Source organism: Paraburkholderia sp. JPY465 (genome assembly GCF_050436725.1).
In the GTDB taxonomy this organism is placed as follows: domain Bacteria; phylum Pseudomonadota; class Gammaproteobacteria; order Burkholderiales; family Burkholderiaceae; genus Paraburkholderia; species Paraburkholderia youngii.
Map to the genome: position 1 here is coordinate 37,098 of NZ_JBNDMT010000005.1, position 25,182 is coordinate 62,279.

At 59.2% G+C, this 25,182-nt stretch carries 23 protein-coding genes, 9 pseudogenes and 3 other annotated features; of the genes and pseudogenes, 12 read left to right on the forward strand and 20 right to left on the reverse strand.

Annotated elements, in window-relative coordinates:
• Nucleotides 1-3: 3 nt before the first annotated feature.
• The 4 genes and pseudogenes from QFZ94_RS32870 to QFZ94_RS32885 form a co-directional block, all read right to left on the reverse strand.
• Nucleotides 4-1,023, reverse strand: a pseudogene (locus tag QFZ94_RS32870) (IS3 family transposase); the annotation flags it as partial.
• Nucleotides 617-733: a sequence feature (AL1L pseudoknot), on the reverse strand. Its footprint overlaps the pseudogene before it by 117 nt.
• Before the next feature lie 637 nt (nucleotides 1,024-1,660).
• Nucleotides 1,661-1,930, reverse strand: a complete 270-nt coding sequence (locus QFZ94_RS32875) for a DUF1488 family protein (protein WP_429462108.1) — start codon at nucleotides 1,928-1,930, stop codon at nucleotides 1,661-1,663.
• Between the two features lie 152 nt (nucleotides 1,931-2,082).
• Nucleotides 2,083-2,505, reverse strand: a pseudogene (locus QFZ94_RS32880) (tyrosine-type recombinase/integrase); the annotation flags it as partial.
• 54 nt (nucleotides 2,506-2,559) lie between these two features.
• Nucleotides 2,560-3,096, reverse strand: a pseudogene (locus QFZ94_RS32885) (ATP-binding protein); the annotation flags it as partial.
• Between the two features lie 181 nt (nucleotides 3,097-3,277).
• Here QFZ94_RS32885 and QFZ94_RS32890 point away from each other — a divergent pair.
• Entirely contained in the window at nucleotides 3,278-4,747 is a 1,470-nt protein-coding gene (locus QFZ94_RS32890) for a helix-turn-helix domain-containing protein (protein WP_429462110.1), read from the forward strand.
• A gap of 201 nt (nucleotides 4,748-4,948) precedes the next feature.
• Here QFZ94_RS32890 and QFZ94_RS32895 read toward each other — a convergent pair whose 3' ends face one another.
• The gene (locus QFZ94_RS32895; protein WP_429462112.1) at nucleotides 4,949-5,902 is read right to left on the reverse strand and encodes an IS5 family transposase; all 954 of its coding nucleotides are present in this window, start codon (nucleotides 5,900-5,902) and stop codon (nucleotides 4,949-4,951) included.
• Between the two features lie 52 nt (nucleotides 5,903-5,954).
• On the reverse strand, nucleotides 5,955-6,263 hold the full coding sequence (locus tag QFZ94_RS32900) for a hypothetical protein (RefSeq protein WP_429462114.1): 309 nt from the start codon (nucleotides 6,261-6,263) through the stop codon (nucleotides 5,955-5,957).
• Between the two features lie 192 nt (nucleotides 6,264-6,455).
• Here QFZ94_RS32900 and QFZ94_RS32905 point away from each other — a divergent pair, with 192 nt between their 5' ends.
• The 3 genes and pseudogenes from QFZ94_RS32905 to QFZ94_RS32915 form a co-directional block, all read left to right on the forward strand.
• A complete protein-coding gene (locus tag QFZ94_RS32905) occupies nucleotides 6,456-7,103 on the forward strand; it encodes a RolB family protein (protein ID WP_429462116.1) in 648 nt (215 codons plus the stop codon).
• 469 nt (nucleotides 7,104-7,572) lie between these two features.
• Nucleotides 7,573-8,334 (forward strand): annotated as a pseudogene (locus QFZ94_RS32910) (Mu transposase domain-containing protein); the annotation flags it as partial.
• Nucleotides 8,331-8,867, forward strand: a pseudogene (locus QFZ94_RS32915) (ATP-binding protein); the annotation flags it as partial. The pseudogenes QFZ94_RS32910 and QFZ94_RS32915, both read left to right, overlap by 4 nt.
• 67 nt (nucleotides 8,868-8,934) lie before the next feature.
• Here the strand turns inward: QFZ94_RS32915 and QFZ94_RS32920 are convergent.
• From QFZ94_RS32920 to QFZ94_RS32930, 3 genes and pseudogenes are all read right to left on the reverse strand, one after another.
• A complete protein-coding gene (locus QFZ94_RS32920) occupies nucleotides 8,935-9,963 on the reverse strand; it encodes a tyrosine-type recombinase/integrase (protein ID WP_429462118.1) in 1,029 nt (342 codons plus the stop codon).
• Nucleotides 9,963-10,937: a tyrosine-type recombinase/integrase gene (locus QFZ94_RS32925; protein WP_429462120.1), complete on the reverse strand. Its 975-nt coding sequence runs from the start codon at nucleotides 10,935-10,937 to the stop codon at nucleotides 9,963-9,965. The genes QFZ94_RS32920 and QFZ94_RS32925 overlap by 1 nt, the downstream gene beginning before the upstream one ends.
• A pseudogene (locus tag QFZ94_RS32930) lies at nucleotides 10,934-11,116 on the reverse strand (tyrosine-type recombinase/integrase); the annotation flags it as partial. The pseudogene QFZ94_RS32930 and the gene QFZ94_RS32925, both read right to left, overlap by 4 nt.
• Nucleotides 11,117-11,171: 55 nt before the next feature.
• On the opposite strand from QFZ94_RS32930, the gene QFZ94_RS32935 reads away from it, so the two are divergent.
• The gene (locus tag QFZ94_RS32935) at nucleotides 11,172-11,906 is read left to right on the forward strand and encodes an IS6 family transposase (protein ID WP_429462106.1); all 735 of its coding nucleotides are present in this window, start codon (nucleotides 11,172-11,174) and stop codon (nucleotides 11,904-11,906) included.
• Nucleotides 11,907-12,003: 97 nt separating this feature from the next.
• Here the strand turns inward: QFZ94_RS32935 and QFZ94_RS32940 are convergent, their stop codons facing one another.
• A complete protein-coding gene (locus tag QFZ94_RS32940) occupies nucleotides 12,004-12,462 on the reverse strand; it encodes a hypothetical protein (protein ID WP_429462122.1) in 459 nt (152 codons plus the stop codon).
• On the opposite strand from QFZ94_RS32940, the gene QFZ94_RS32945 reads away from it, so the two are divergent.
• A protein-coding gene (locus tag QFZ94_RS32945; RefSeq protein ID WP_429458928.1) for an IS3 family transposase occupies nucleotides 12,452-13,689 on the forward strand; the annotation gives its coding sequence in 2 pieces (ribosomal slippage) (nucleotides 12,452-12,755 and nucleotides 12,755-13,689; 1,239 coding nt in all). The two genes, QFZ94_RS32940 and QFZ94_RS32945, sit on opposite strands and share 11 nt — an antisense overlap.
• Nucleotides 12,742-12,858, forward strand: a sequence feature (AL1L pseudoknot). It overlaps the preceding gene by 117 nt.
• 36 nt (nucleotides 13,690-13,725) lie before the next feature.
• On the opposite strand, the gene QFZ94_RS32950 is transcribed toward QFZ94_RS32945, so the two are convergent.
• On the reverse strand, nucleotides 13,726-13,917 hold the full coding sequence (locus QFZ94_RS32950; protein WP_429462124.1) for a hypothetical protein: 192 nt from the start codon (nucleotides 13,915-13,917) through the stop codon (nucleotides 13,726-13,728).
• Between the two features lie 27 nt (nucleotides 13,918-13,944).
• Here QFZ94_RS32950 and QFZ94_RS32955 point away from each other — a divergent pair, with 27 nt between their 5' ends.
• A complete protein-coding gene (locus QFZ94_RS32955; RefSeq protein WP_429455367.1) occupies nucleotides 13,945-14,124 on the forward strand; it encodes a hypothetical protein in 180 nt (59 codons plus the stop codon).
• 97 nt (nucleotides 14,125-14,221) lie between these two features.
• Here the strand turns inward: QFZ94_RS32955 and QFZ94_RS32960 are convergent, their stop codons facing one another.
• The 4 genes and pseudogenes from QFZ94_RS32960 to QFZ94_RS32975 form a co-directional block, all read right to left on the reverse strand.
• Complete coding sequence (locus QFZ94_RS32960; RefSeq protein WP_429462106.1) at nucleotides 14,222-14,956, reverse strand: IS6 family transposase; 735 nt, start codon at nucleotides 14,954-14,956, stop codon at nucleotides 14,222-14,224.
• Nucleotides 14,957-14,997: 41 nt separating this feature from the next.
• Nucleotides 14,998-15,339: pseudogene (locus QFZ94_RS32965) on the reverse strand (TrbG/VirB9 family P-type conjugative transfer protein); the annotation flags it as partial.
• The gene (locus QFZ94_RS32970) at nucleotides 15,336-16,037 is read right to left on the reverse strand and encodes a type IV secretion system protein (protein WP_429462126.1); all 702 of its coding nucleotides are present in this window, start codon (nucleotides 16,035-16,037) and stop codon (nucleotides 15,336-15,338) included. The pseudogene QFZ94_RS32965 and the gene QFZ94_RS32970, both read right to left, overlap by 4 nt.
• Nucleotides 16,038-16,878: 841 nt before the next feature.
• Nucleotides 16,879-17,976, reverse strand: coding sequence for an IS5 family transposase (locus QFZ94_RS32975; protein WP_429462128.1), 1,098 nt, complete (start codon nucleotides 17,974-17,976; stop codon nucleotides 16,879-16,881).
• A 203-nt stretch (nucleotides 17,977-18,179) separates the two neighbouring features.
• Between QFZ94_RS32975 and QFZ94_RS32980 the strand changes: the two genes are divergently transcribed.
• Nucleotides 18,180-19,502: an IS5 family transposase gene (locus tag QFZ94_RS32980; RefSeq protein ID WP_429462130.1), complete on the forward strand. Its 1,323-nt coding sequence runs from the start codon at nucleotides 18,180-18,182 to the stop codon at nucleotides 19,500-19,502.
• Nucleotides 19,471-19,683: pseudogene (locus QFZ94_RS32985) on the forward strand (IS6 family transposase); the annotation flags it as partial. The gene QFZ94_RS32980 and the pseudogene QFZ94_RS32985, both read left to right, overlap by 32 nt.
• Nucleotides 19,684-19,723: 40 nt before the next feature.
• On the opposite strand, the gene QFZ94_RS32990 reads toward QFZ94_RS32985, so the two are convergent.
• The 4 genes from QFZ94_RS32990 to QFZ94_RS33005 form a co-directional block, all read right to left on the reverse strand.
• Nucleotides 19,724-20,539, reverse strand: a complete 816-nt coding sequence (locus tag QFZ94_RS32990) for a patatin-like phospholipase family protein (protein WP_429462132.1) — start codon at nucleotides 20,537-20,539, stop codon at nucleotides 19,724-19,726.
• The gene (locus tag QFZ94_RS32995) at nucleotides 20,536-20,892 is read right to left on the reverse strand and encodes a hypothetical protein (RefSeq protein ID WP_429462134.1); all 357 of its coding nucleotides are present in this window, start codon (nucleotides 20,890-20,892) and stop codon (nucleotides 20,536-20,538) included. The genes QFZ94_RS32990 and QFZ94_RS32995 overlap by 4 nt, the downstream gene beginning before the upstream one ends.
• A gap of 321 nt (nucleotides 20,893-21,213) precedes the next feature.
• On the reverse strand, nucleotides 21,214-21,636 hold the full coding sequence (locus QFZ94_RS33000) for a hypothetical protein (RefSeq protein WP_429462136.1): 423 nt from the start codon (nucleotides 21,634-21,636) through the stop codon (nucleotides 21,214-21,216).
• A 188-nt stretch (nucleotides 21,637-21,824) separates the two neighbouring features.
• The gene (locus QFZ94_RS33005; protein ID WP_429462222.1) at nucleotides 21,825-22,220 is read right to left on the reverse strand and encodes a hypothetical protein; all 396 of its coding nucleotides are present in this window, start codon (nucleotides 22,218-22,220) and stop codon (nucleotides 21,825-21,827) included.
• On the opposite strand from QFZ94_RS33005, the gene QFZ94_RS33010 reads away from it, so the two are divergent.
• Together QFZ94_RS33010 and QFZ94_RS33015 are read left to right on the forward strand one after the other, a co-directional pair.
• Nucleotides 22,186-22,434: a hypothetical protein gene (locus QFZ94_RS33010; RefSeq protein WP_429462138.1), complete on the forward strand. Its 249-nt coding sequence runs from the start codon at nucleotides 22,186-22,188 to the stop codon at nucleotides 22,432-22,434. The genes QFZ94_RS33005 and QFZ94_RS33010 overlap by 35 nt on opposite strands.
• Nucleotides 22,397-22,955: pseudogene (locus tag QFZ94_RS33015) on the forward strand (IS5 family transposase); the annotation flags it as partial. The gene QFZ94_RS33010 and the pseudogene QFZ94_RS33015, both read left to right, overlap by 38 nt.
• Before the next feature lie 429 nt (nucleotides 22,956-23,384).
• Here the strand turns inward: QFZ94_RS33015 and QFZ94_RS33020 are convergent.
• Nucleotides 23,385-24,622 (reverse strand): IS3 family transposase gene (locus tag QFZ94_RS33020; protein WP_429462140.1). Its coding sequence is split into 2 segments (ribosomal slippage): nucleotides 23,385-24,319 and nucleotides 24,319-24,622, totalling 1,239 coding nucleotides; the frame shifts between segments, so codons are not numbered across the junction.
• Nucleotides 24,216-24,332: a sequence feature (AL1L pseudoknot), on the reverse strand. It overlaps the preceding gene by 117 nt.
• Before the next feature lie 87 nt (nucleotides 24,623-24,709).
• Between QFZ94_RS33020 and QFZ94_RS33025 the strand changes: the two genes are divergently transcribed.
• On the forward strand, nucleotides 24,710-25,180 hold the full coding sequence (locus QFZ94_RS33025; RefSeq protein WP_429462142.1) for an NAD(P)/FAD-dependent oxidoreductase: 471 nt from the start codon (nucleotides 24,710-24,712) through the stop codon (nucleotides 25,178-25,180).
• Nucleotides 25,181-25,182 lie beyond the last annotated feature (2 nt).

Genomic DNA, 25,182 nt, shown 5'->3' on the forward strand with positions numbered 1-25,182 from the left:
CCCGTAGGAGTCGCCCACGCTGCCCACGGATGGCTCGATGCCAGCCTCGACCAGCCGATCCGTATAGCGGATCGATACGTCTTGCACGCCGCGGTCGCTGTGATGGATCAGCCCGTCCTGCTGCGCCGGCTGTCGTTCGTACAAGGCCTGCTCCAGTGCGTCCAGAACGAAGTCCGTTCGCGCCGAGCTCGAGACGCGCCAGCCGACAATGCGCCGGGCGAACACGTCGATGATGAACGCGACATAGACGAAGCCTTGCCAGCTCGATACATACGTAAAATCTGACACCCACAGCGCATTGGGCCGTTCGGCCGTGAACTGCCGCTTCACCAGATCCTTCGGGCACGGCGTCGAACCCATCGCTCACTGTCGTGCGGACCGTCTTGCCCCGCACCACACCGCGCAGGCCCATCTGCTTCATCAGCCGCTCGACCGTGCAACGCGCCACGACAATGCCTTCGCGCTTCAATTGCTTCCAGACCTTGTCTGCGCCGTAGACCTGGAAGTTTTCTTCCCACACACGCTGGATCTCGTCCTTGAGCATCCTGTCGCGCTGGGCCCGCAGCGGAACCAGACCCGGATTGGCGCGGCGGGCCACATGCGTGTAGTACGTCGACGGGGCGATTGGCAGCACCCTGCAGATCGGCTCGACCCCGTAGACGTGCCGGTGATCATCGATGAACGTGATCATCACTTCGGTCGGCGGTCGAGCTCCGCCTGTGCGAAATACGCTGACGCCTTGCGCAGGATTTCATTGACCTGCCGAAGCTCACGCACTTCCCGCTCCAGTTCCTTGATCCGATCCTGCTCCTGCGTGCTCGTGCCTGGGCGCAACCCCCGATTCTGCTCTTCCTTGCGTACCCAGCTACGCAGCGTCTCGCCCGAGCAACCGAACTTCGCTGCGATCGACGCGATCACCTTCCATTGCGATTCGCGATCGCCTTGATGTTCCAGTACCATTCGCACAGCCCGCTCACGAACTTCCGGCGAGTACCTCGGGGACTTCTTCTTCGTGTTTTCCATAGCTCCATTTTCTCAAGAAGTGGAGTCACCGGAAAACCCGGGGCGCTTCAAGTGGTTGGGAAAATAAGCTGAGTTTGATGGAGTTCACTTTATGGAGCATTGCTGCCCAGGACGGGCTGCGAGCCTTTGGACAGGTCAAACGAGGTGAGGCAAAGGGTACCCGGCTCAGCATCAAGGTGCTCGAGCGCGATCTACGCAAGAAAGATCAAGCCATGGCCCACGCTGCCACGCTGTTTTTGGATGGGTACGGGGACACTGACTAGCGTAGAAGTGCTTATTTCACACCAAGCTTGATAGCGATTTCCACGAAGCTGGACAGTAAGTGTCGGGGTGCTGCAAGCCTATCGCCACGGTCGCGGTCGTTCAATGTTTCCCCGTCCGAGAGTGCAACTAACGGTCATTCAGCCCTCCCATCGCACTCGGGGCTTCACCCCAACAAATCTGACAACAGATCCCCACACTAGATTTCCGCCGAGGCACGAGGCACTTGACTCGCGAACCCGCTGTTACGCTCCGATGCAAGGGCTTTCAGGTAAGTCGCGAACACGCCGCTCAGCCGACTCCAGGCCAATTGCACGCGCTGCCGGAGTAACTCTGGTGCGAACTGAAAATCGCTCCTCAGATGAAAACCGGTGTCTCAGCGGAGCGAGAAATCTGCCAGTGTCAATTCAAGTCGTGCAACGGGATGGGCGAGCAGTTTCCGTTCGGCGATCGCGCGGATGCGGCCGTAGCCATCGCGAAATGTTTTGAGGATGCGCTCGTCGCTTGCGCGTGGCTCGAGCCAGAAATACGCTTCCAGCGCCGTGATCGTGATCATGCATTCGACCGGGCGGTTCTGGAAGACCAGAGAAAATGCCACGCCGAGGCGATTGGCGAGCACCTGCGCTTCAAGTTCGACGGTTTCCATAGACGGCAAGGCGGGCGCTTCGGATCAGGTCACAATGATTCTTGCACAGGTTATGCATTTCGGGGGCGCGCGAAGTTGGCGGGTTGCAGGTCATAGCGCCCTGCTTCGGACTGCGTGGAGGCCAGTGGTTCTCAACGCCGGTTGCGTCCTGGCTACCGGCGTCTGTCACTGGCAAAAGCATCCCCGATCTGCCTGGCCCGCTTCACCTCATCACTGTGCAGATAGATCGACGTCGTCGACACGGACGCGTGCCGCAGGTTGTCCCGCACGGTGGTCAGTTCCGCGCCGCGCCCCAGCGCATGGGTGGCGTGAGTGTGGCGCATCCAGTGCGGACTCGCGCGACGCAGCTTCTCTGCCAGTGGCGGACGATCCGCCTGGATGGCCTGCGCGGCGAGTAGGAAGAAGCGCCTGAGCACACCCCAGAGCCACCCGCTGCTGATCGCTGCCTCACTGTCTGTCTCGAGGCTACCGATGACCGGTGTTTCCGACCGCCAGCGCACCGGCGCAATCGGCAACTCGCGTCCGGCGAGGTACTGTGCGAGCGCGTCCCACGCGAGCGGCGGCAGCGCGACGCGCGCCGTGGCCGGCGACACGAAGCGCATCGGCGAGCTGAGTCAGCGGATCGAACAGGATGTCAGGATGGTAGCCGCCCGCTCATACCTGGCCGCCACCAGATCGTGGAAGTCTTCGTCGTGTGGCGCACGCAGGGGTTTGAGCGCGAAGTCGTCAACGATCAGCAGCGGCACGCGAACGAACTGCTGGAACTTGCGTTCGTAGAGGCCCGTGGCGCGGGCCGCATGCAGCTTTTTGATCAGATCGGTTTGCGTGACGAACAGCACGCCGCGCCCCTGACGCGCAGCGTAGTGACCCAGCGCCTGCGCAATGTGGGACTTGCCAACGCCTGTTTGACCGATCATCAGGATGGCCACCTTCTCGTCGATGTAACGACCGGTGGCGAGATCGTGGATGTGCGCGCGGTTGAGCTTCGGCAGCCGGTCGAAGTTGAAGGTCTCCAGTGTTTTGCCTAGCCCGAAGCCGGCGCGCACGAGACGCGCGCCGAGTTTCTTCTAGTCGCGCCGCGCAACTTCATCATGCAGGAGCATGGCGAGGAATTCGGTGTAGGCGAGTTGTCCGTCGATCGCCTGACGGTTGCGCTGCTCGAGCGAGTAACCGTGATAAGGCGACTTTCTTTGACAGAGCTAACTCTTCCACTTGACTTTGGGACGTCCGGTATCAAATCGACACTAACGAAGCCTACGCGGCTGTTGTTTTCGAAGAGCATCCCGCGCGTTGGTGAGGTGTATTTCAACGGTCTGCTAAGCTTACGAACGTCACCCGGAGTGTTAAATGTTCCTAACATTGTATTTTCCTCTGACAGGTTCGCTGTCGTTGCAGAGTCTTCCCGAGAGTTTCCTTACTGCGCTGAGTGAGGGAAATCTGCGGCACGCAGCGGCCCAAATTGGTCGCTCGGCGAGCATCCGCCGCACGCCGCAACTGCTGCGGATGCATACCGACATGCAGTTGATGCTTGGCATTTGCGATGAGCCGGAACACCAATATCGCGCCGTCGAGAAGGCGATGTGCGCACCGCGTCGATCAATTAATGTCGCGTCGTGCCGCAACGCCGGATGGCAAGCGGTGTTCCGTTATAGGCTGGCGACCGCGCTGTCGTGCTTCGCTCGGGCTATAGAGGAGGCCGAAAACGACCCCAATCTGAACGTCGAGCTGCGGTTGGCCATTGCGGGCATCCTGCTCCTCCTCGGTTACCCGAACAATTGCGCACGTGAGCTAGCCGAACTTGACGCTGCAACGGCGAGACTACCATCGAGCCTTTGGCGGCAGATTCTCGCCACGTTGCACTTCGACGTCGCCGTGCAACGCGAACTGCGTGGTTCGCCGCTTCTGAGCAATCACGCGTACTGGCAATCTGGATGGGATGACATGACGCCGCGCAGCATCGGAGCCAAGGCTGACGTGCGCTCCCTCAGTGACGAAACGGATATGCGCGAATCCAAGGTGCTTGGTGTCCGCACGCCTTTGCTGCAGCAACGTATCGATTATCTGCGCAGTTTGCGCGCGCTTGCAAAGGGCGAGCGAGGTGAGTTAGACAGTATAAAGGCGCACCTCAACTGGGCTCGTCGCCAAGGCCTCGTCGACTATCTGAGCACGACGCGGGTAGAAGCGGCACTGGCCTCGCTGGCAGCAGACGAGCCTGAAGCCGCGGAAAGATTACTTGAACCGCTCCATAGAATCAACTACGCAGGTTCAACGGGACATCGCCAGCTTGAATACCAGTATTCGCTCGCTCAGACGCAGCAAGCACTCGGACGCCACCGCGAGGCCATGGATTTGTTCGGACGCTATGCGCTGACTGCGGCACAATGTCTTCGCGATGACGCACAGGTAGGCGTCTCGTATCGTGCTATGGCCAGCAGTCGTGACCGATATCTGGACGACGTCGCTGTGCGTTTGCCGGCACGCTATCGCCGCGCATATCGCTATTTGCAGGAAAACATCAACCGATCCCACCTGTCTGTCCGCGAAGTCGCCGCCGAGATTGGGGTAACGGAACGCGCATTGCAACTGGCATTCAAGAAATCGCTTGGCCTCTCGCCGAAGCAGCTAATCAGACGTTTGCGAATGGAAGGTGTCCGTGAAGACTTGCGGAACGATTCGATCGGTGGTCGTCGTGAAATCCTCTCTACGGCAAATAAGTGGGGGGTGCGAACCTACACGGCGCTCGTTCGCAACTATCACAAGCAGTTTGACGAATCCCCTTCGGACGCCTTAAGCCGGAGGCGCGCACCGAGCACCTAAGGCAAAGCTGAATAAGAGACGGAATCAAAAAGACACCGCTGGGGGCTGTTAAGGAAGCTCTGCAGAAGTCGTTTTCGTAGCGGCGATTTTCCACACGCATCGCAGTCTGAACGGCGACGACATTCCTTGTGCGGAGATCGCCCGGTACAGTCACCAGTCGGAGGCTGTACCGGTGAAACATATGCCCGCACCGGCTCCATCTTAAGCGTTTCGCAAAGCTCTGCGCGCCATCCACAAATTGCTCAAAGCGAACAACGTGGTGATCTGGGCAGTGTTTTTCATCAAACCGCGATAGCGGGTCTTCGCATAGCCGAACTGCCGCTTGATGACGCGAAACGGGTGCTCAACCTTGGCACGGATACCGGCCTTGAGCCGCTCGATCTGATCGTATATCGCGTCCAGAGGATTACTCTGGTCCAGTAGTCTGCGCTTGCCCGGTCTCATCGCAACATGCCAACGAGCTGCGTCGGCCTTACAATGCTTTTCGATTCCCTGATACCCGGCGTCAGCGTAGACATCCGTCTCCTTGCCGTGCAGCAACGCCTGGGCAACGGTGGTGTCGTGCACATTGGCCGCCGTTCCAATGACTGTATGAACCAGTCCGGAGTCTGCGTCGACGCCGATGTGCGATTTCATTCCGAAATACCAGTTGCCGCCTTTCTGCGTCGAGTGCATTTCCGGATCCCGGGTGCCGGAACCGTTCTTTGTCGAACTGGGCGCGGCAATCAGGGTGGCGTCGACTGCGGATCCAGCCTTTAGCATCAAGCCCTTCTCCGTCAGGATCTCATTGACCAGTGCGAGCATTTGCGCGGCCAGCCCATGTGTTTCAAGCAGATGGCGGAACCGGAGAATCGTGCTTTCATCCGGCAAACGCACCATGCCGCCGTCGAGACCCGCGAACTCGCGATACAGCGGCACGTCGTACAGCGCCTCTTCCATTGCAGGGTCCGACAGACCGAACCACTGCTGCATAAAATGAATTTGCAGCATCGTCGCGATCGGGAAAGGCGGCCGTCCGGTTTTGCCTGCCGGATAGTGCGGCTCGATCAGCGCAATCAGCTTCGACCAAGGCACGACACGCCGCATCTCATCGAGAAATTCCCGCTTGCGCGTGCGCTTGGTTGACAGATCCAGGTGAAGACCCAACTGCGACATTACTCTTCTCCTCAACTAATTCGCGATGCTTCCAGGATAGCTGAACGGGGCGTCAATGCCAGGACTTTTGCAGACCTTCCTTAACCTTTTCGGCAAGCCCTTTGGTCCTGTCGAAGGGGAGCGTTATAGTGGGCTCGTACGAAAATTGGAAAACGATTTCTGAGATACGGTGCTTCCGGCACTTTGAATCAAAAACCGCCCGGGTTCTGGGAGTTTGAATGCGACGACGCGAATTGCCGTCACATCCATGCTCATGTGCCGCTTCGCCAAGGAAAAAAGCCATAATTTTACATTTTACCGGGTCGCCATCAATCATGGGGCATTTTAACCTTTCGAGATTTTCAAAGGGCATCGAGGTCATCTTCACAGACGGCCTTAGCCTTTCGGGGTTTCAAAGAAGGCATTCACGGGACCTCTGCGATGTTACGTATCCGCTTATAGGATCCTGGCTCCATAACACTATATATATGTACGCTTCCCGTTTCCAAAGACACCAAGAAACTTCTGCTTACCAGCGCCAATCGCCTTCCTCACATACACATATCCTCTCACGATGTCCGGCCCGCCTGACTTCGATGATCGCCCAAATTTCGAATTTTCCAATTTTAGCGCTGAGGTATACCAGAGTGATTTGGAACCCTTAATCCGATCTGTAGTTCGTCGCTATGACAGCTTTCTTGATGAAGAACTTCTCCCGGCGCAAGGCGAGTATGCCGATATCCTGGACAGGTTTGAGGGCTGGAAATTGCGTTTTGACAGTGAACATGTCGAAGAACTTATGGAGAAATTTCGCGAATTCCCGTGCATGAACGACCCCACTGAGGGTGTCATGGAGGTGATTCCGCGCAGAGAAGGCTATTATCCGGCATTCCTGTCCGTCCTAGCTGACGCCGATTCATGCGCCAACATGGCGGGGAATACCAACCTCAGCCGGCTAGGTGGAGATTATCGCTTTGTAGATGAAGATGGAAACGAAAGGATGCTGGCATACGACGTCATGCCGTACGAGGATGATTTCTCCAATTGGGAGGTGTTACACAAATATGAGGAATTGAGATGCGGAGTAACTTCTGTGCAGCAATTGAGGAAATGCATCGTCATTCCGAAAACTAACTTATTCCGCCATGAAGGAGGCCCCTTCTGGAGCCGCCGTTATTTCGGAAAATTCGATGTGGTGGCTTTATCCCGTGCGAACTTATAATCAAACTTGCCGGTTGCGTGTGGGCTGCTCCGGGCATGTTGGCTTGCATCCGAGTCCGGAGTCGTACTTTTCATTTCTTCGTCGTTTGGTTTGGCTGTGTGTGTTGTAATAAGACAGTTGGGAACTGATGTTCCTGTTGCTGTGTCTTTTTTAAGAATCCGAGTCTTGAGTTGTAAGGGCGCGATTAGCGCAATATTATTAATGAATAAAACAGTTTCATATTACATATTATTGTTTTCTATTCACGCACCACAACTATGCACAGAAATACCAAAAGCATTTAAACGGAAGTAAAAAAAATACCAAAAGGCTTGCAATTTTATCGCAAGTTCCCGCGATAATATCAAAGAAATTCTTTGACGCAGTTGAACTCGAGATGACCGAAATCGCACAGAAAAAACGCAAAAATTTTCGAAATTCAAAAAATTCCCAAGGTGCATTTACTAGCTTCTGAGTGGCTCTCTTTGAAGGGGGCAGGTCATCCTCGCACCGGTATCTCAAGGACGCAGTCGATCAAGCCCTGATGCTGCGTGGCCATCGCGACTTCGGTGACCGTGCCGCCTACGACGAATTCATCCGCGAACAGGTGATGCGCCGAAACCGGCGCTGCGCCGCCGCGTTCCGTATCGAGCGCCAGCAACTTCAGGATCTGCCGGAGTACCGTACCACTGACTTCGTCGAGGAAGAGGCCCCTGTGACCCGCTGCAGCACGTTTACGGTGCGAGGCATCCTCTACAGTGCGCCGTCGCGCCTGATCGGCCACCGGCTGAAGGTGCGCATCTACGGCGACCGGCTCGACTGTTACCTGTCCGGCGTGCTGGTCCACAGCACCGCCCGGGGCTCGCGTGCGCACGACAACCGCCACGCGCTCGATTACCGCCACTTCATTGAGTCCCTGAAGCGCAAACCCCAGGCATTCAAGGGGCTCGCGTTTCGCGACGTGCTGTTCCCGCGCGAGGCGTACCGCAGAATCTGGGAACAACTCGATGCCCGCCTGTCACAACGCGACGCATGCAAGACGATGGTCGGCCTGCTTGAGCTCGCAGGCCTGCACGGCGTGGAGGCCGTACTGGCCGGGCAGCTTGATGCGTTGCTCGAAGCCGGCGAGCTTCCCGATCTCAAGGCGCTGCGTGAGCAGTACGCACCCCGTGAGGCCCAGTGCCCCGAGGTGGAGGTTCAGATGCCGCCCGTTGCCGTCTATGACGAACTGCTCGAGGAGATGGCCGCATGAACGCGCCCGCGCATGATGGTGGCCGCCTGGCCCTGATGCTCAACGAGCTGCGTTTGCCAACGATCAGCAGGTTGTGGCCCGAGTTCGCCGAGCGCTCGGACAAGGAAGGCTGGCCGGCCACACGCCTGCTCGGCGCACTGCTTGAGCACGAGCTGGCCGAACGCGCCAAACGACGCATCGAGCGGCACCGCACCGAATCGCATCTGGACCCGACCAAGACGCTCGCCGCCTTCGACTTCGGCGCCGTGCCGATGGTCTCAAAGGCGCATGTCACGGCGCTGGCTACCGGCGAATCATGGCTGGAGAAAGGCGCCACGGTTCTCCTGTTCGGGCCGCCCGGGGTCGGGAAAAGTCACTTGGGATCGGCTATCGGCCATGCATTGATCGACGCCGGATGCCGCGTGCTGTTCACGCGCACCAGCGAACTCGTCCAGAAGCTGCAGGCCGCACGCCAGAGCCTGCAGTTGCCTTCTGCGCTGGCCAAGCTTGACCGCTTCGATTTGATCATCCTTGACCTATGTGCAGTGCTCCGTTATGTGGAGTTCGGCCGGGCGAGGCATAGTGACAGCCGGTCGCGATGACGCGGACTCCACATAAGTATTAGAGCCGCTTTAACCAGTCGACAATCGGCAAGCGTCCGAATGTTCCCCGGTCGGACGATACCTTAGTCAATATGTCCGGAAACACTTGAAGGAGTGCCTGGCGCTTCATGTCGATGTCTGATTTCGCATAGCGCATCGTTGTATCGAGACTCTCGTGACCAAGCCACTGGCTAATCGTTGGGAAGTCTACACCTGACTTTAGCAAGGAGAGCGCTGTCGTATGCCTCAGAGAATGAGGGTGGATGCGTTTCTCCCGGAGGGTAGGTACGTTCGCTCCGGCGGCGACCAGATGCCTGCGAAGCAGGTAGTACACCCCGAAACGAGTGAGCTTGTCGCCGCGATTATTGACAAACAATGCTGTGGTTGCATCAAGCGGGTACGGCCGTTCTTCGACGAGGCGCTGCAACAACCTGGCAGTCTGTGGCCAGATCGGACAGACGCGGACTTTGTTTCCCTTGCCTTGGAGTCTTACCTGGCACGGCCGTTGTAACCGTAGGTCGCATAAACGAAGGTCAAGTACCTCCTGCACCCTTGCGCCGGTATTGAACATCAGTGAGAACAACGCGTAGTCACGCCGACCGGGAACTGTCGTCCGATCGACCGCATTCAGCAGCGCCTGGACCTCGTCCTGCTCAAGATATTCGATCGGCGCTGACCGTGCGCCGCGTTTGAATGGAATGCCGAGGATTGCCTGCGCCGCCGCCAGATGTTCAGGACCTTCAGTTGCCAGGAACCGCGCGAATGTATGAATCGCGGCAAGCCTGGCATTACGCGTAGCAATGCCGTTGTGACGGACTTGCTCGAGAGATGTCAGGAACTGTCCGACCGATTCAGCGTTGATCGCCGCAAGATCCAGATGTTCAATGCCGCGGTGTCGCTTCGCACTAAGAAATCGCAGCAGAAGCACCAGCGTGTCGCGATAGCTATGGATCGTGTGCCGGCTCATCCCTCGCAACGTAGGCAGATAATCTTGGAAGAATCGGACGAGACTCCGTCCGAGCTCATCGGAGTAAGGATGCCGTTTCATCATTGCTCTCCCTGAACAAGATAGCCAAACCGTTTCGCGAACCGCTTGCTCGCAAGCTCCTGGAGTTCCGGAATCCAGCGCAAATAGTAGGCCGTCGATACGATTGATACGTGACCCATGTAGAGTGCGAGCTTTGGGAGGTTGGACTGGACGTCCGCGCCCTGACGATACCATCGCATCAGGGCCTCAATTGCAAAGGAATGCCTAAAGTCATGAATACGGGGAACCCGTCCATCGGCATCCCGGAGGCCTGCGTCTTGCAGTAATCCCACGATACCGTCATGCAATCCTGTTCCAGTGTAGCCTCGCAGACCATGGTGCATATTGCACAGTAACGGTGACAACGGCGTAGTGTCGAGAGGGGGAGCGAGGCGGCGCATGAGGTAGCGGCGCAGTTCCAGCCGGGCACCGCCCGAAAGCGGAACCCACCTCGATTTGTGAAACTTGGATTCGCGTACGTGCAGGACTCCAGCGTGCGCGTCTACATCGGCCAACGTTAATCGTAGCAATTCCCTTCGCCTCAGCCCGGCGGTGTACAGCAGCACAACCGCCAGGCGGAGGACATACGGTCTTAGTGGCGATGTCGCCGTGACCTGACGCGTGCCCGCAAGCTCGAGTACCCGACCAACCTGCGCTGGAGTCAGAATAATCGGTGCAGCATGTGGTTGTCGGCGCGCAAAGCGGCTGATGTCCGGCACGAAACACCGGGGCTCGGTACGTTGCCGGTAGAGGCAGAACTTGCGCACGGCAACCTGACGGGCGCGGCGCACGTTCGAGGTGAGGGAGTTGAAGGTCTTGCACCACGATTCGAACAGCGTGTTGTTCAGGTCCGATTCACCAGTTCGGACGACGAAGTCCCTCATCGAAAGCAGGGTACGCTCCTGGTTGCTGTATTGACGCCCTAGCGCCCGGCGGTGCGCAAGATATCGACTGATGACGGGATCAAGTGCGGTTGTGCCGAGTTGGTGTTTCATGATGCCCCCTTCACTGAGACGTGACCACATCTAGGTACCGGTAGCGCAACCTGGCGCAGCGCCTCCACATGCAGGCGAAGATAGACACACGTGCTCTCGAGGGAATGGTGACCGAGCAGATCGCCGATCATCTTTACTCCGACACCTCGCTCGAGCAAGCGCATGGCGAAGCTATGTCTTAGGCAGCAGGGACGGCATTGTCACGTTATCGAGATGGTCGGGTAAGATCGCATGATGAAAAATGCAAAATCGCTGTACCACGGTCATCGCTTTCCCGCATCGGTCATCAGTTGCGCGGTGCGTTGGCATTTCAGGTTCCAGCTCAGCCTGCGCGATATCGAAGAGCTGCTGTTCGAGCGCGGGGTTATCGTCAGCTACGAAACGGTACGACGCTGGTGCGATAAGTTCGGCGCGTGCTTCGCACACCGTGTGAAAGCGTGGCGTCGCAAGCCCGGCACCACATGGCACCTTGACGAAGTATTTGTGACGTTGCGCGGTGAGCCTTACCTGTTGTGGCGCGCCGTCGATCAACACGGTGCTGAACTCGATATCCTGCTACAGAAGCACCGCGACAAGGCAGCAGCGAAGCGGTTTTTCAGGCGCGTGCTTGCCGCGTGCTCTGAGGTACCGCGCAAGATCGTTACTGACCAGTTGCGCAGCTATCGGGCGGCGAAAGCCGAGATTCCCGCACTGGCTTGCGTCAAGCACATCTTTGTCAAAGCCAGCGCGCGGGTCAATAACCGGGCCGAAAACAGTCATCAGCCGACCCGCGAACGCGAGCGACGCATGCGTGGCTTTCGCGATCCAGAGCGCACGCAGGCTTTCCTATCGAGCTTCGGTCCGATCCGGCAGCACTTCGCGCTGAAGCGACACCTGCTACGCGCCTCGCTCTATCGCAAACAGCTTGCTACACGCTTCGCCGCCTGGCATCGCTTCACAGAGATCACCCAAGTTCCGCCCGTTTTCTGAGCAAGCGCGTTGCCCCCCACTGTTTTACGTCGCGAGCAATTTAACGTGACAGTGCCCGTCAAGCAGCGTGGCCGGCGTGTTGCCTCACGGGATGATGTTACTCCCGGGTAATTGTCAGTCTCTGGTTGTTTTGCGATGACGGCTGGCGCTGCGTAGCGGCGCCAGCCGTCATCGCGTCGGCATCGCCGAGTATCCGCGTCACCAGTTCTCTGGCACGGTTCGATCGCCATGCCTTCACGCGGCGCTGCAAGGTGCGCAGCTGCGCGCCGGAATACATGGTGGGAGCCATTGAAGTGAGACGCTCATGGAGCTTTTGCGCGGTAATGCCGGGCTCCGCTTCGAGCCACTGCTGTATCTTCGGCCAGGTATGCTCGAACGGATCTTCCCGGGTACGCCAGTCATGGGGGACGCGCGCTTTTCGATGATGCGTCGGCCGGACCTCTCCGGCCTGCCACGCCGTTCCAAGACTCACCAGGAAATCCGCGAGTGGAACTTTGAACCGCCCCGGGTTTTCCGGAGACTCCACTTCTTGAGAAAATGGAGCTATGGAAAACACGAAGAAGAAATCCCCAAGATACTCGCCGGAAGTGCGTGAGCGGGCTGTGCGAATGGTGCTGGAACATCAAGGCGACCGGGAATCGCAATGGAAAGTGATCGCGTCGATTGCGGCGAAGTTTGGCTGCTCGGGCGAGACGCTGCGTAGCTGGGTGCGCAAGGAGGAGCGGGATCGGGGTTTGCGCCCGGGCACGAGTACGCAGGAGCAGGATCGGCTCAAGGAACTGGAGCGGGAAGTACGTGAGCTTCGGCAGGTCAATGAAATCCTGCGCAAGGCGTCAGCGTATTTCGCACAGGCGGAGCTCGACCGCCGACCGAAGTGATGATCACGTTCATCGATGATCACCGGCACGTCTACGGGGTCGAGCCGATCTGCAGGGTGCTGCCAATCGCACCGTCGACGTACTACACCCATGTGGCTCGCCGCGCCAATCCTGACCTGGTGCCGCCGCGGGCCCAGCGTGACAGGATGCTCAAGGATGAGATCCGGCGCGCGTGGGAAGAAAACTTCCAGGTCTATGGCGCAGACAAGGTCTGGACGCAATTGAAGCGCGAAGGCATTGTCGTGGCGCGCTGCACGGTCGAGCGGCTGATGAAGCAGATGGGCCTGCGCGGCGTGGTGCGGGGCAAGACGGTACGTACGACAGTGAGCGATGGTTCGACGCCGTGCCCGAAGGATCTGGTGAAGCGGCAATTCACGGCCGAACGGCCCAATGCGCTGTGGGTTTCAGATTTTACCTATGTATCGAGCTGGCAGGGCTTCGTCTATGTCGCGTTCATCATCGACGTGTTCGCCCGACGCATTGTCGGCTGGCGCGTGTCGAGCTCGGCGCGCACGGACTTCGTTCTGGACGCACTGGAGCAGGCCTTGTACGAACGACAGCCGGCGCAGCAGGACGGGCTGATCCATCACAGCGACCGCGGCGTGCAATACGTATCGATCCGCTATACGGATCGGCTGGTCGAGGCGGGCATCGAGCCGTCGGTGGGCAGCGTGGGCGACTCCTACGATAACGCACTGGCTGAAACGATCAACGGCTTGTACAAGGCAGAGGTCATCCATCGCCTCGGACCGTGGCGCAATCTGCAGGCCGTTGAAATGGCGACGCTCGAATGGGTGGACTGGTTCAACAATCGTCGGCTCTTCGGCCCCATCGGCAACATTCCACCCGCGCAGGCCGAAGCCGCTTATTATGCAAATCTCGCTGGGTCTGCCGCCGTGGCATGACTCAAGCAAAATAGTCTCCGGGAAACCCGGGGCGGTTCAGTTCCACTCGCGGATTTCCTGGTGAGTCTTGGAACGGCGTGGCAGGCCGGAGAGGTCCGGCCGACGCATCATCGAAAAGCGCGCGTCCCCCATGACTGGCGTACCCGGGAAGATCCGTTCGAGCATACCTGGCCGAAGATACAGCAGTGGCTCGAAGCGGAGCCCGGCATTACCGCGCAAAAGCTCCATGAGCGTCTCACTTCAATGGCTCCCACCATGTATTCCGGCGCGCAGCTGCGCACCTTGCAGCGCCGCGTGAAGGCATGGCGATCGAACCGTGCCAGAGAACTGGTGACGCGGATACTCGGCGATGCCGACGCGATGACGGCTGGCGCCGCTACGCAGCGCCAGCCGTCATCGCAAAACAACCAGAGACTGACAATTACCCGGGAGTAACATCATCCCGTGAGGCAACACGCCGGCCACGCTGCTTGACGGGCACTGTCACGTTAAATTGCTCGCGACGTAAAACAGTGGGGGGCAACGCGCTTGCTCAGAAAACGGGCGGAACTTGGGTGATCTCTGTGAAGCGATGCCAGGCGGCGAAGCGTGTAGCAAGCTGTTTGCGATAGAGCGAGGCGCGTAGCAGGTGTCGCTTCAGCGCGAAGTGCTGCCGGATCGGACCGAAGCTCGATAGGAAAGCCTGCGTGCGCTCTGGATCGCGAAAGCCACGCATGCGTCGCTCGCGTTCGCGGGTCGGCTGATGACTGTTTTCGGCCCGGTTATTGACCCGCGCGCTGGCTTTGACAAAGATGTGCTTGACGCAAGCCAGTGCGGGAATCTCGGCTTTCGCCGCCCGATAGCTGCGCAACTGGTCAGTAACGATCTTGCGCGGTACCTCAGAGCACGCGGCAAGCACGCGCCTGAAAAACCGCTTCGCTGCTGCCTTGTCGCGGTGCTTCTGTAGCAGGATATCGAGTTCAGCACCGTGTTGATCGACGGCGCGCCACAACAGGTAAGGCTCACCGCGCAACGTCACAAATACTTCGTCAAGGTGCCATGTGGTGCCGGGCTTGCGACGCCACGCTTTCACACGGTGTGCGAAGCACGCGCCGAACTTATCGCACCAGCGTCGTACCGTTTCGTAGCTGACGATAACCCCGCGCTCGAACAGCAGCTCTTCGATATCGCGCAGGCTGAGCTGGAACCTGAAATGCCAACGCACCGCGCAACTGATGACCGATGCGGGAAAGCGATGACCGTGGTACAGCGATTTTGCATTTTTCATCATGCGATCTTACCCGACCATCTCGATAACGTGACAATGCCGATCCACCGGATCGAATCGCCAAGGGCGGGCTCAGTCGCCAGCACTTCTCCGCGCGCCAGCTCGATCGTTGTCGTCTTGAGCGGCGCAGTCATGATGCGGTAGATCTGGTCGCGGCTATAGGGGAACACCGCCATGCGGGCGTCACCCGGCATGGTGATCGGGTCGGTACCGGCGTTATAGGGATTCACCGGGCTCATGGGATCGCCAATCGCAGTAGCGATATCGAAGGGTGCGGACGGAGCCGGGCTGCCCTTCCCTGCAGCAGACACTGGCGAGCAGACCACCGTGACGCAGGCAAGAGCCGCGACCCACGAGGCGAGCGTGCGGGAGTCGATCATCATTGCGTTTTCTGGATGGAGAACAACGGATAGAAAACGCCGAACGGGTTCGTACCGAGCGCGTCTTCCGAAGTCGGGGGAATGATCTGGTAGCGGAACGTCAGCGCGTACTTCTGCACCACCGGCTTGTCGGCCGGCGATTGCGTCGTGCTTGTTGTGAACTCCACCACCGCGGTCGAGTCTTCGAGCATCGCGACGTTGGTCACGCGCACTTCCCGCACCAGCTTCGGGTTGAGCGTGATCTGCTGGAACGGTGCATCCGTCTTGACCCAGTCGCCGAACTGGTTGCGGGCATTGCCGACCATCATGGCCTTCACGCCGTTGATGTTGCGAGCCATGCGCGATGTCTGGATGTCATCGGTGAGGACCGGCTCGATCATGAACCATCGCTCGACGGTCTCACGAAGCGAGGTGCGGATAGCCTGATCGTCTGGCTTGTATGCCGTCAGTTGGGTAACGACAGCATGGCCGTTCGCGTCCCCCCACACACCATAGGCCTTCACGACGGACGGCGCTGGATTTCGGGTGTAGATTGCGCCGCCAGCAATGAACACGAGGATGAAGCAGAAGGTCTTCCAGTGGTTCGCTTCAACGCGCAGGCGCGAGCCGTTATCGAAGATGATCTTCTCGGGATCATCTTCGGAATAGCCCCCAGGGGCGGTAGACAGTGCTATCTGCTTTTTGCTGCGGAAAAGAGGCATGACGCTCGTTCCATTTGGACCGACTCCATTGAATCAGTCCGCATGGGAAGCAACTCATGCAAAAGAGGTGCGATTTGTGGAGGCTTTTTGGCCTCAGGGCCCTGTCTTGCGCGGCGTCAGCCGGCTGGCGGCCTTAGCCCGAAATGATGAGGGATTTTGGGTAGCTTTCCGGGTTAACTGAGCCGTCTCGCGGGTTAGACTCACACAGACTTTACGTGCGATCCGATTCCACGCGTTCCATGGCTTCGTTCGGTATTTTGTTGGCGGTTCAGTCGACTCGCGAGAAGCGAATTTTCCGGCAAATCAAATACATGCGATGAGACTGGCCGTTTTACCGGAGCCCAAAAAAGTTTCAGCCGGCTGAAACATTTATATCATGATCAGAAATAATTGACGCATCTACCTGCGAAATGCAACATTTTATTGCGAAATTCGACGCCAATAGGCCGAGATTGAGCTTAGGTTGCAGGCAAGTGCGGTTTGCAAGCTTCACATCGGTCCCACTCAGCCGCCGTTGGCCACCGCTTTTCCCGTTTGCAAGAATCGAGCGACGTCAAAAGACGCGTGCGCGTCTCTTGGCCGAAAGCGCGCCAAGCTCCGTCGTTCACGGCGGGGAGCCGCCAAGCGATTTCGCTGCGCCGATCGACTTCCTTGATAGTGGCGATTGGATGACCGACGAGCCTTAGCAGGTTGCGGAAATACGCCCCCGCGGAAGCTGCCTTCCTCGATTTACGCGCCCGCCGTCTCCAAATCTTTCGCATTGTGCAATTTCAACGCGAATCAACCTTGTTTTAAGCGCTGTGAGGCCGACTTCTGGCCTCAATGCCGCCTTTTCCCGCGACTATGGACGCACTTGTGCCAGGGATCGCATGCGCACCAGGTTGTATGCCGCCATGTTCAACACGAACATCTGGTCCACCTTCTTCAAGCCACGCACCATCACCTGGCGCATGCGGCCCACCGTCTTGGCCCAGCCGAAGCCTTGTTCGATCAACTTGCGCTTTTGCTGCGAAACGGCGTAGCCCGCGCTCGATGCAATCGTGTCGGGCACTGCAGAACGCCGCCCCGAGGTGTTTTGCGCAACGTGCGGTGTGACCTTCATCTGTTGGCAGGCCTCAATGAATTCCAGGGCGTCGTAACCCTTGTCTGCACCCAACGTAATTTCTACGTCCGGATCCTCTGCCGCTTGCCGTGCGTCGTGGATCATGATCTTGGCTGCTTCACGCTCGGCATGCCCGTCGGCGTGTGTCACGCGCGCATTGACCACCAGGCCGTGCCGGTTATCGGTCAGCGTATGGCCCATGTACCGCAATTCACTGGCCGTTTTGCCTTTGCGATAGAGTCTTGCATCGGGATCGGTCCTGGACTGATGTATCTCGTTGCTGCGTTTGTCGCCCTTGAAGCCGCCCGCGCCGCCACCGTCGCCGTCCCGATCGTCGCCGTTCTTGTGTACAAAACTCTTGTGCCCGGCCCACGCCTGGATCAACGTTCCGTCCACGCTGAAATGCTCACCCGAGAGCAGGCACTTCTTCTCGGCGATGGCCACTACGGCGTTGAAAAATTCGATCACGGCATCGTGCTTGATCAGACGCTCCCGGTTCTTCGTGAAGACCGTGGGCACCCACACCTCATCATCCATGGCCAGGCCGATGAACCAGCGAAACAGCAGGTTGTACTGCACCTGCTCCATGAGTTGGCGCTCCGAGCGGATGCTGTAAAGGATCTGGGTCAGCATGGCTCGCAGCAACTTCTCTGGCGCGATGCTCGGCCGCCCACCCTTTATGTCAGCTTCGTACATCTCCGCGAACAGTCGATCCATCTTCGCCAGCGCTTCGTTCGCCATCACGCGGATCGAACGCAACGGATGCGACTTGGGCACTAAGTCGTCCAGCTTGCGCACGGAAAACAGACTCTCGGTGAACGTGTCGGCGCCGCGCATGATTTCCAGTGGGCAAGTGGTGGTTCATCTATCAACGCTTCACGGACTCTGCGCGATGACGTGTTTCAGCGGTACTTCAGTAGTCGGGTCTGAAAAATTCGAAGAGCCGTGTGCAACAAGGGTTTAAAGAGGAAAGTGGTTGATGCATTTGCAGGAACCTGGCATTTTATGGGTAATTTCCTGCAAATTCTGTCGAGGTCTGGATGGGTCCGAAGGCAGTGGTGAGCGAAGGCGATTTGTTCCGGCATCCTCTGCGCGAGCAGATCAACCTGAAGCATCCGCTGGTGCGTCTGACCGATCTGATCAACTGGGATGGATTGAATGCGTCGATGAGCGCGAGCTTCGTCTCACGCAAAGGTCGGCCGGCCACCTCACCGAGGTTGATTGCTGGTTTGTTGTATCTGCAGCATGCGTTCGATCTGTCGGACGAGGAAGTGGTCTGGCAATGGGTGGAAAACCCGTATTGGCAGGTCTTTACTGGCGAAACGTTTTTGCAGACGGAGCCGCCGATCGATCCGTCGAGCCTGACCCGCTGGCGCAAGCGCCTGGGTGAGGCCGGAGTTGAAGAACTGCTGGCCGAGACGATCGAAGCGGCGAAGCGCGCGGGCGTGATCAAGGCTTCAAGCGCAAAGCGCGTCATCGTTGACACGACGGTCATGCAAAAGGCGGTCGCCCATCCAACCGATTCGCGTCTGCTCGAACGGTGTCGCGAACATCTCGTGAAGGCTGCGGCACGGCACGGGTTGAAGCTGCGGCAGAACTACAACCGCGAGGCGCCGCACCTGGCGCGTCAGATTGGCCGCTACGCGCATGCGAAGCAGTACAAGCGCATGAAGAAGGCGCTGCGCACGTTGCGCTCGCGCGTTGGGCGGGTGATGCGTGATGTCGAGCGTCAGCTCGATTCAGTCGCCGACACTGGGCGCATCGCGCTGCAGGAATTGATCAGCCGCACGAGGCGGATCCTGTCTCAGAAGCAGAAGGATAAAAACAAGCTGTACGCACTGCATGCGCCAGAAGTTGAATGTTTGGCGAAAGGCAAAGCCCGCACGCCCTACGAATTCGGTGTGAAAGTGTCGATCACGACGACACACAAGGAAGGGCTTGTTGTTGGCGCCCGCTCGATGCCCGGTAACCCATACGACGGTCACACGCTGGCTGAAGCGTTGGAGCAGGCGGCGATCTTGAGCGATGTGAAGCCCGACGTCGCCATTGTGGATCGCGGTTACAAGGGTGTCGCTGTCGAGGGAGTGAAGATCTACCACCCGGGATTGCGACGCGGAATCACGAGGGGCCTGCGCGCGATGATCCAAAGGCGAAGCGCAATCGAGCCTGCCATTGGTCACATGAAGGCCGACGGCAAACTCGACCGGAACTGGCTCAAAGGCGCACTCGGCGATGCAATACACGCAGTGCTGTGCGGCGCTGGCCACAACCTGAGGATGATCCTCAGAAAGCTGAGGCTTTTTTACGCCCTTGTTCTGATCGCCTGGCTTAGCCGATCAATCATCGTCGCCTTCCAGGCTTGAGGGCAAGCGCCGACCAAAACGAATTATTCAGACCCGACTATCGAGCTTCGGTCCGATCCGGCAGCACTTCGCGCTGAAGCGACACCTGCTACGCGCCTCGCTCTATCGCAAACAGCTTGCTACACGCTTCGCCGACTGGCATCGCTTCACAGAGATCACCCAAGTTCCGCCCGTTTTCTGAGCAAGCGCGTTGCCCCCCACTGTTTTACGTCGCGAGCAATTTAACGTGACAGTGCCATCGCGCCGATTGCAGCCTTCGTTGCGGCATAGCCGTCGTTGTATAGCCGCCTGCGCACCGCTGGCGCCATGTTTCTGTCGAACGAACTTGCATAGCCCGTTTGCACTCGCACGATGGTCGCTCCGTTCTTCGCGTCCAGCTCGACGTGCGCCGCCTCGTTTGCCGCAAGCATCAGGTCGATGATCCGCGGGGCGAGGGTGCGCAGGCCGTGATTGCCGGGGCGCAGTGCAGTGTCGTCGGACACCAGGTAAATGCCCACGCGCGGCACGTCGTCGACCGTCAGGTCGCTGGCTGGCACGTTGTCGCAGGTGCCGCCGTCAACAAGCAACGCGCCGGAGCACGCAACTGGCGGAAAGACCAGAGGAATCGACGCGCTCGCGCGCGCTGCGACGGCGATCGGGACCGTGGGCGTCGTCGCGCGGCTGAACAGGAACTCGCGCTCCGTCAGCAGATCCGCCGCGATGATCTTCAGATCGAGCGGTGAGTTGATGAACGTCCGGCCGCCCGTTCCGCGCTCAAGGAACGCCTCCAGCGCTTTCCCCCTGCAGAGTGCCTGGTGGCGCAATACGGCCCACGGCGAGAACCGCATTATTGACGACCAGTCGAGTCTCATGCAGAGCTCACGCATGTCCGTCAGCTTCATGCCTCCGGCGAACATCGCCGCGACTATCGAGCCTCCCGATGTGCCCGCCAGCTCGACAATTTCATACCCGGCATCGACGATCGCCTGCAGCGCGCCGAGATGCGCGCCTAGGCGAAAGCCGGATCCGCTCAATGCGACGCGAATTCGTTTGCTCATGATTCGAGTACCGCGCTCGCCGTCGTCGGCGCCGGCGTCGCGGGTTGCAATGACAACACGGTATCAATGCCGGTGACAATCACCACTACAGGCACGGTCGGCTGCACGAGCTTCTGGGTGTTGACAGTCGTCACCGCGGAGCCGGACGCGCAAACCGCGTCGACATCCGGCTGCACCTGCTTGGTCAGCGTGGCCTCTGTGCCGTGAGTAAAGACGCCCGACTTCGTGAGCACGTTAATCTCGGGCTGGACGCCTAGGCAGACATTCGCCGCGATCTGCGCGAGTGTTTGCGTCGGAAGCGACTTGCAACCGACGAGAGCGACAGCCGCAAGAAGCCCTGCCGCGAGCAGCATAGATTTGCGTTTCATGAGGGATCTTTTACCTGAGGATTTTCCATTGCCGTCACGGCTGCGCTGGCGGCTGCCACTTGCCTCTGAAAGGCCTGAACGTCGGTCTCCCGGAGCGAGATGCTGTAATCGCCGCTTGCCGAGCGCGTGAAGCTCGCGTCAACGGTCCCCATGTTCTTGCCATTCCACACCCTGACATGCAGCAACTGGTCGCGATGCCGCAGCTTTGAGTGATCGGTTCGATTTCATAGCAAGCCATCCCGGCATACCGGTGCGACGCGCATCCGGACATTGCACTGGACGCGAGCAGCGCGAGCGCGCGAAGGATCACTGGAACGTCGGCTGAGCAGCCGCAGCGGCTAGAAAGGTCGTTGGTGCAACCAGCGGAACTTGTGCCGGGGTTGGCGCTGCGACGGCGGACACCTCCGGATATAACCACGGCTCGGATTGCAGTTCTGCGGGCGACAGTAGCGTGGTCGCTGCGGGGCCGGGCGCGGACGTCGTGGGCGCGACGGCGGAGGCCGCCGGATATGACGGAGGCTCGGGTGGCAGTTCCGGGGCCGACAGGGGCGCGGTGGCTGCGGTGCCGGGTGTGGATGTACTGGCCCCGTGGACACCGAGGCCCGTGATGGTCAGCGCTAACGCCGCAACCAGCTGATCGGGGTTGGCTTTGCCCATCATCACCAGCGCCGCCCACGCGCCGAATGCCAGCACGCAGGCGACGAATTTCAATAACTGGGTCGAGTTCAAGTTGCTCTCCTAAGGTGATGCCGCGATGACGGCGAAGTGAAAGTGCGTTCAGCCCCCGAATTGCGCGGCCGCGAACGCGGCCATGTCCGGCTGCGTGATGCAATCGGATAGCCGATGGCCCGCACGCGACTGGAGCCGAAGCAGGCGGGCAATGAAGATCCGCCAGGTCCAGTCACAAATTTGCCTCATCAGTCGCTCCCCGATCGCCGATCACCACGGGTGATAGGGCGCTTCAAATCTTCGACCTCCGCCTCGGCGCTGCGCGCTCGCAATTCCGCCTCCTCAGCGCAGCGCTCGGCGGCGCGCATAAGCTCTTCGGCGCGATCGGCGCGCTTCACAGCCAGAAGCTCGCGCGTCTCAGCCCGCCCAGCCCTCTCCTCTGCCAGCGTGGCCAGACGCTCGAAGCAGGCGATCGCTTCGACCTGGCCGGCCGCGTCGGCCTTGACGATCTCCGCGCCTCCTTCGCTTTCCGCTTGGCGACGCCGGTCGATCTGCCGCCACATTCGGCCACCGACCCAAAACGTGCCGATCCCACCGAGGGCGGTCGCGATGAACTTCACGCCGTCGTTCCAAAAATCCGACATCGGCCCGATCTCCTGTGCCGGTGCTGCGGTCAAGCATTTTGCCACCTCGTCCCGGAACTTCTGTTCGCAATTAGAGCGGCTGACAAAAGCTTTTGTCAGTGCGACATTTGGTCTCCTCGTAGCGCGAGCAGCGCGTCGCGTATTTCCTGCCTTTTCACAAACTGTTCGCAACCGTCAAACGACTGCATCTGGCAATGCTTCGCCGGATGCGTGAGCACGACCAGATTGACGGGAACGGGCGAGCCTCGATGCTGCCAGTGTTGCCAGCCCCCGGGGGGCCAGGAAACCGGCCCCAACCCGACAGACCGGGGAACGCTCGGGTCGAAACGGCACATCGTTGTAGACGCGCGCGGCATTCCACTGGCCATCACGGTCACGGGCGCCAACCGACACTCGATGGCATTCGAGACCACGCTCGATGCCATTCCGGCAGTCTCGGATCTTAATGGCCAGCCCCGCAAACGCCCGGGCAAGTTGCGTGCGGACACGGGCTATGACTTTGCCCGCTGTCGGCGTTACCCGAAGCAGCGCGGAATCACGGCCCGTATTGCCCGTCGCGGCGTGGAAAGCTAGGAGCGGCTCGGGCGGCATCGCTGGGTGGTCGAGCGCACGCATGCATGGTTTGCCGGTTTCGGCAAACTGCGCATTCGTTTCGAACGGCGTCTCGACATTCATAGTGCTTTGCTTTCCCTGGCTGCTGCCGTTATCTGCTCGCGCTTCGTTGATGACTTGTGTAAGCGGCTCTTAGGCACTTCGATCTCCTATCGCGCTCAGGATTTAGGTCTATCGGATCACGTCCGTTCGCCTTTATGGCGGGCGCCCACAACGACGACTAGAATGCAGCGCCGGTGATAACCGGATTACCGAGGAACATGGTGCCCCATTGCTGCAAGAGTCGCCCAAAGCAATAGCGAAACGATCATTGCGGAAGCGAATGAGCGGCTCAGTCAAGTTAAGGAAGGTCTTATGTGGACGCCTCCCGGATTGCAAACAGTGTTGCGATTTTTGGCTTTCAGGTAAAGGGAGCACGCTTATGTCCGGCCCGTTTTTCGCAGGTCGGTATGCGCCTGCAGGCCCTAATGGAAGTCGCTGGCGAGGTCCTTCTGCAAATCGAACACAATGGTTTGAACCGCCCCGGGTTTCCCGGAGACTATTTTGCTTGAGTCATGCCACGGCGGCAGACCCAGCGAGATTTGCATAATAAGCGGCTTCGGCCTGCGCGGGTGGAATGTTGCCGATGGGGCCGAAGAGCCGACGATTGTTGAACCAGTCCACCCATTCGAGCGTCGCCATTTCAACGGCCTGCAGATTGCGCCACGGTCCGAGGCGATGGATGACCTCTGCCTTGTACAAGCCGTTGATCGTTTCAGCCAGTGCGTTATCGTAGGAGTCGCCCACGCTGCCCACCGACGGCTCGATGCCCGCCTCGACCAGCCGATCCGTATAGCGGATCGATACGTATTGCACGCCGCGGTCGCTGTGATGGATCAGCCCGTCCTGCTGCGCCGGCTGTCGTTCGTACAAGGCCTGCTCCAGTGCGTCCAGAACGAAGTCCGTGCGCGCCGAGCTCGACACGCGCCAGCCGACAATGCGTCGGGCGAACACGTCGATGATGAACGCGACATAGACGAAGCCCTGCCAGCTCGATACATAGGTAAAATCTGAAACCCACAGCGCATTGGGCCGTTCGGCCGTGAATTGCCGCTTCACCAGATCCTTCGGGCACGGCGTCGAACCATCGCTCACTGTCGTACGTACCGTCTTGCCCCGCACCACGCCGCGCAGGCCCATCTGCTTCATCAGCCGCTCGACCGTGCAGCGCGCCACGACAATGCCTTCGCGCTTCAATTGCGTCCAGACCTTGTCTGCGCCATAGACCTGGAAGTTTTCTTCCCACGCGCGCCGGATCTCATCCTTGAGCATCCTGTCACGCTGGGCCCGCGGCGGCACCAGGTCAGGATTGGCGCGGCGAGCCACATGGGTGTAGTACGTCGACGGTGCGATTGGCAGCACCCTGCAGATCGGCTCGACCCCGTAGACGTGCCGGTGATCATCGATGAACGTGATCATCACTTCGGTCGGCGGTCGAGCTCCGCCTGTGCGAAATACGCTGACGCCTTGCGCAGGATTTCATTGACCTGCCGAAGCTCACGTACTTCCCGCTCCAGTTCCTTGAGCCGATCCTGCTCCTGCGTACTCGTGCCCGGGCGCAAACCCCGATCCCGCTCCTCCTTGCGCACCCAGCTACGCAGCGTCTCGCCCGAGCAGCCAAACTTCGCCGCAATCGACGCGATCACTTTCCATTGCGATTCCCGGTCGCCTTGATGTTCCAGCACCATTCGCACAGCCCGCTCACGCACTTCCGGCGAGTATCTTGGGGATTTCCTCTTCGTGTTTTCCATAGCTCCATTTTCTCAAGAAGTGGAGTCTCCGGAAAACCCGGGGCGGTTCACCATGCATTTTTCGCAGTCCGCCAACCGCGTCTCTTCATGCTCGTGCGTGACGCATCGCTTAAGAACACGTTGTCACAATACCTGGTGGATCGCATTACATCGGCGTCGAACATTGAAGTGTGCACGTGCGTCGAAGTTACCGCCCTCGCAGGCAGCGACGTGTTGCAGGAGATCACGTTGACCGATGTGCGAACCGCCCAGACCCGCACGGTCAAAACGAATTGGCTATTCGTCTGCATCGGCGGTGTGCCGCAGACCGAATGGGCGAAGGAAGTCGGCGTCGTCCGCGATGAAGCCGGCTATCTCGTGACCGGTCCCGATCTGCAGGAATATCGAACGGACTTGAAATGGCCGCTCGACCGCGCGCCGCTGCATCTGGAAACGAGCATGCCCGGCGTATTCGCCGCGGGCGACGTGCGTCATGCGTCGATCAAACGCGTGGCGTCGGCAGTTGGCGAGGGGGCAATGGCTGTGGCGCTGGTACATCGCTACCTCAATAGCGCTTGAGA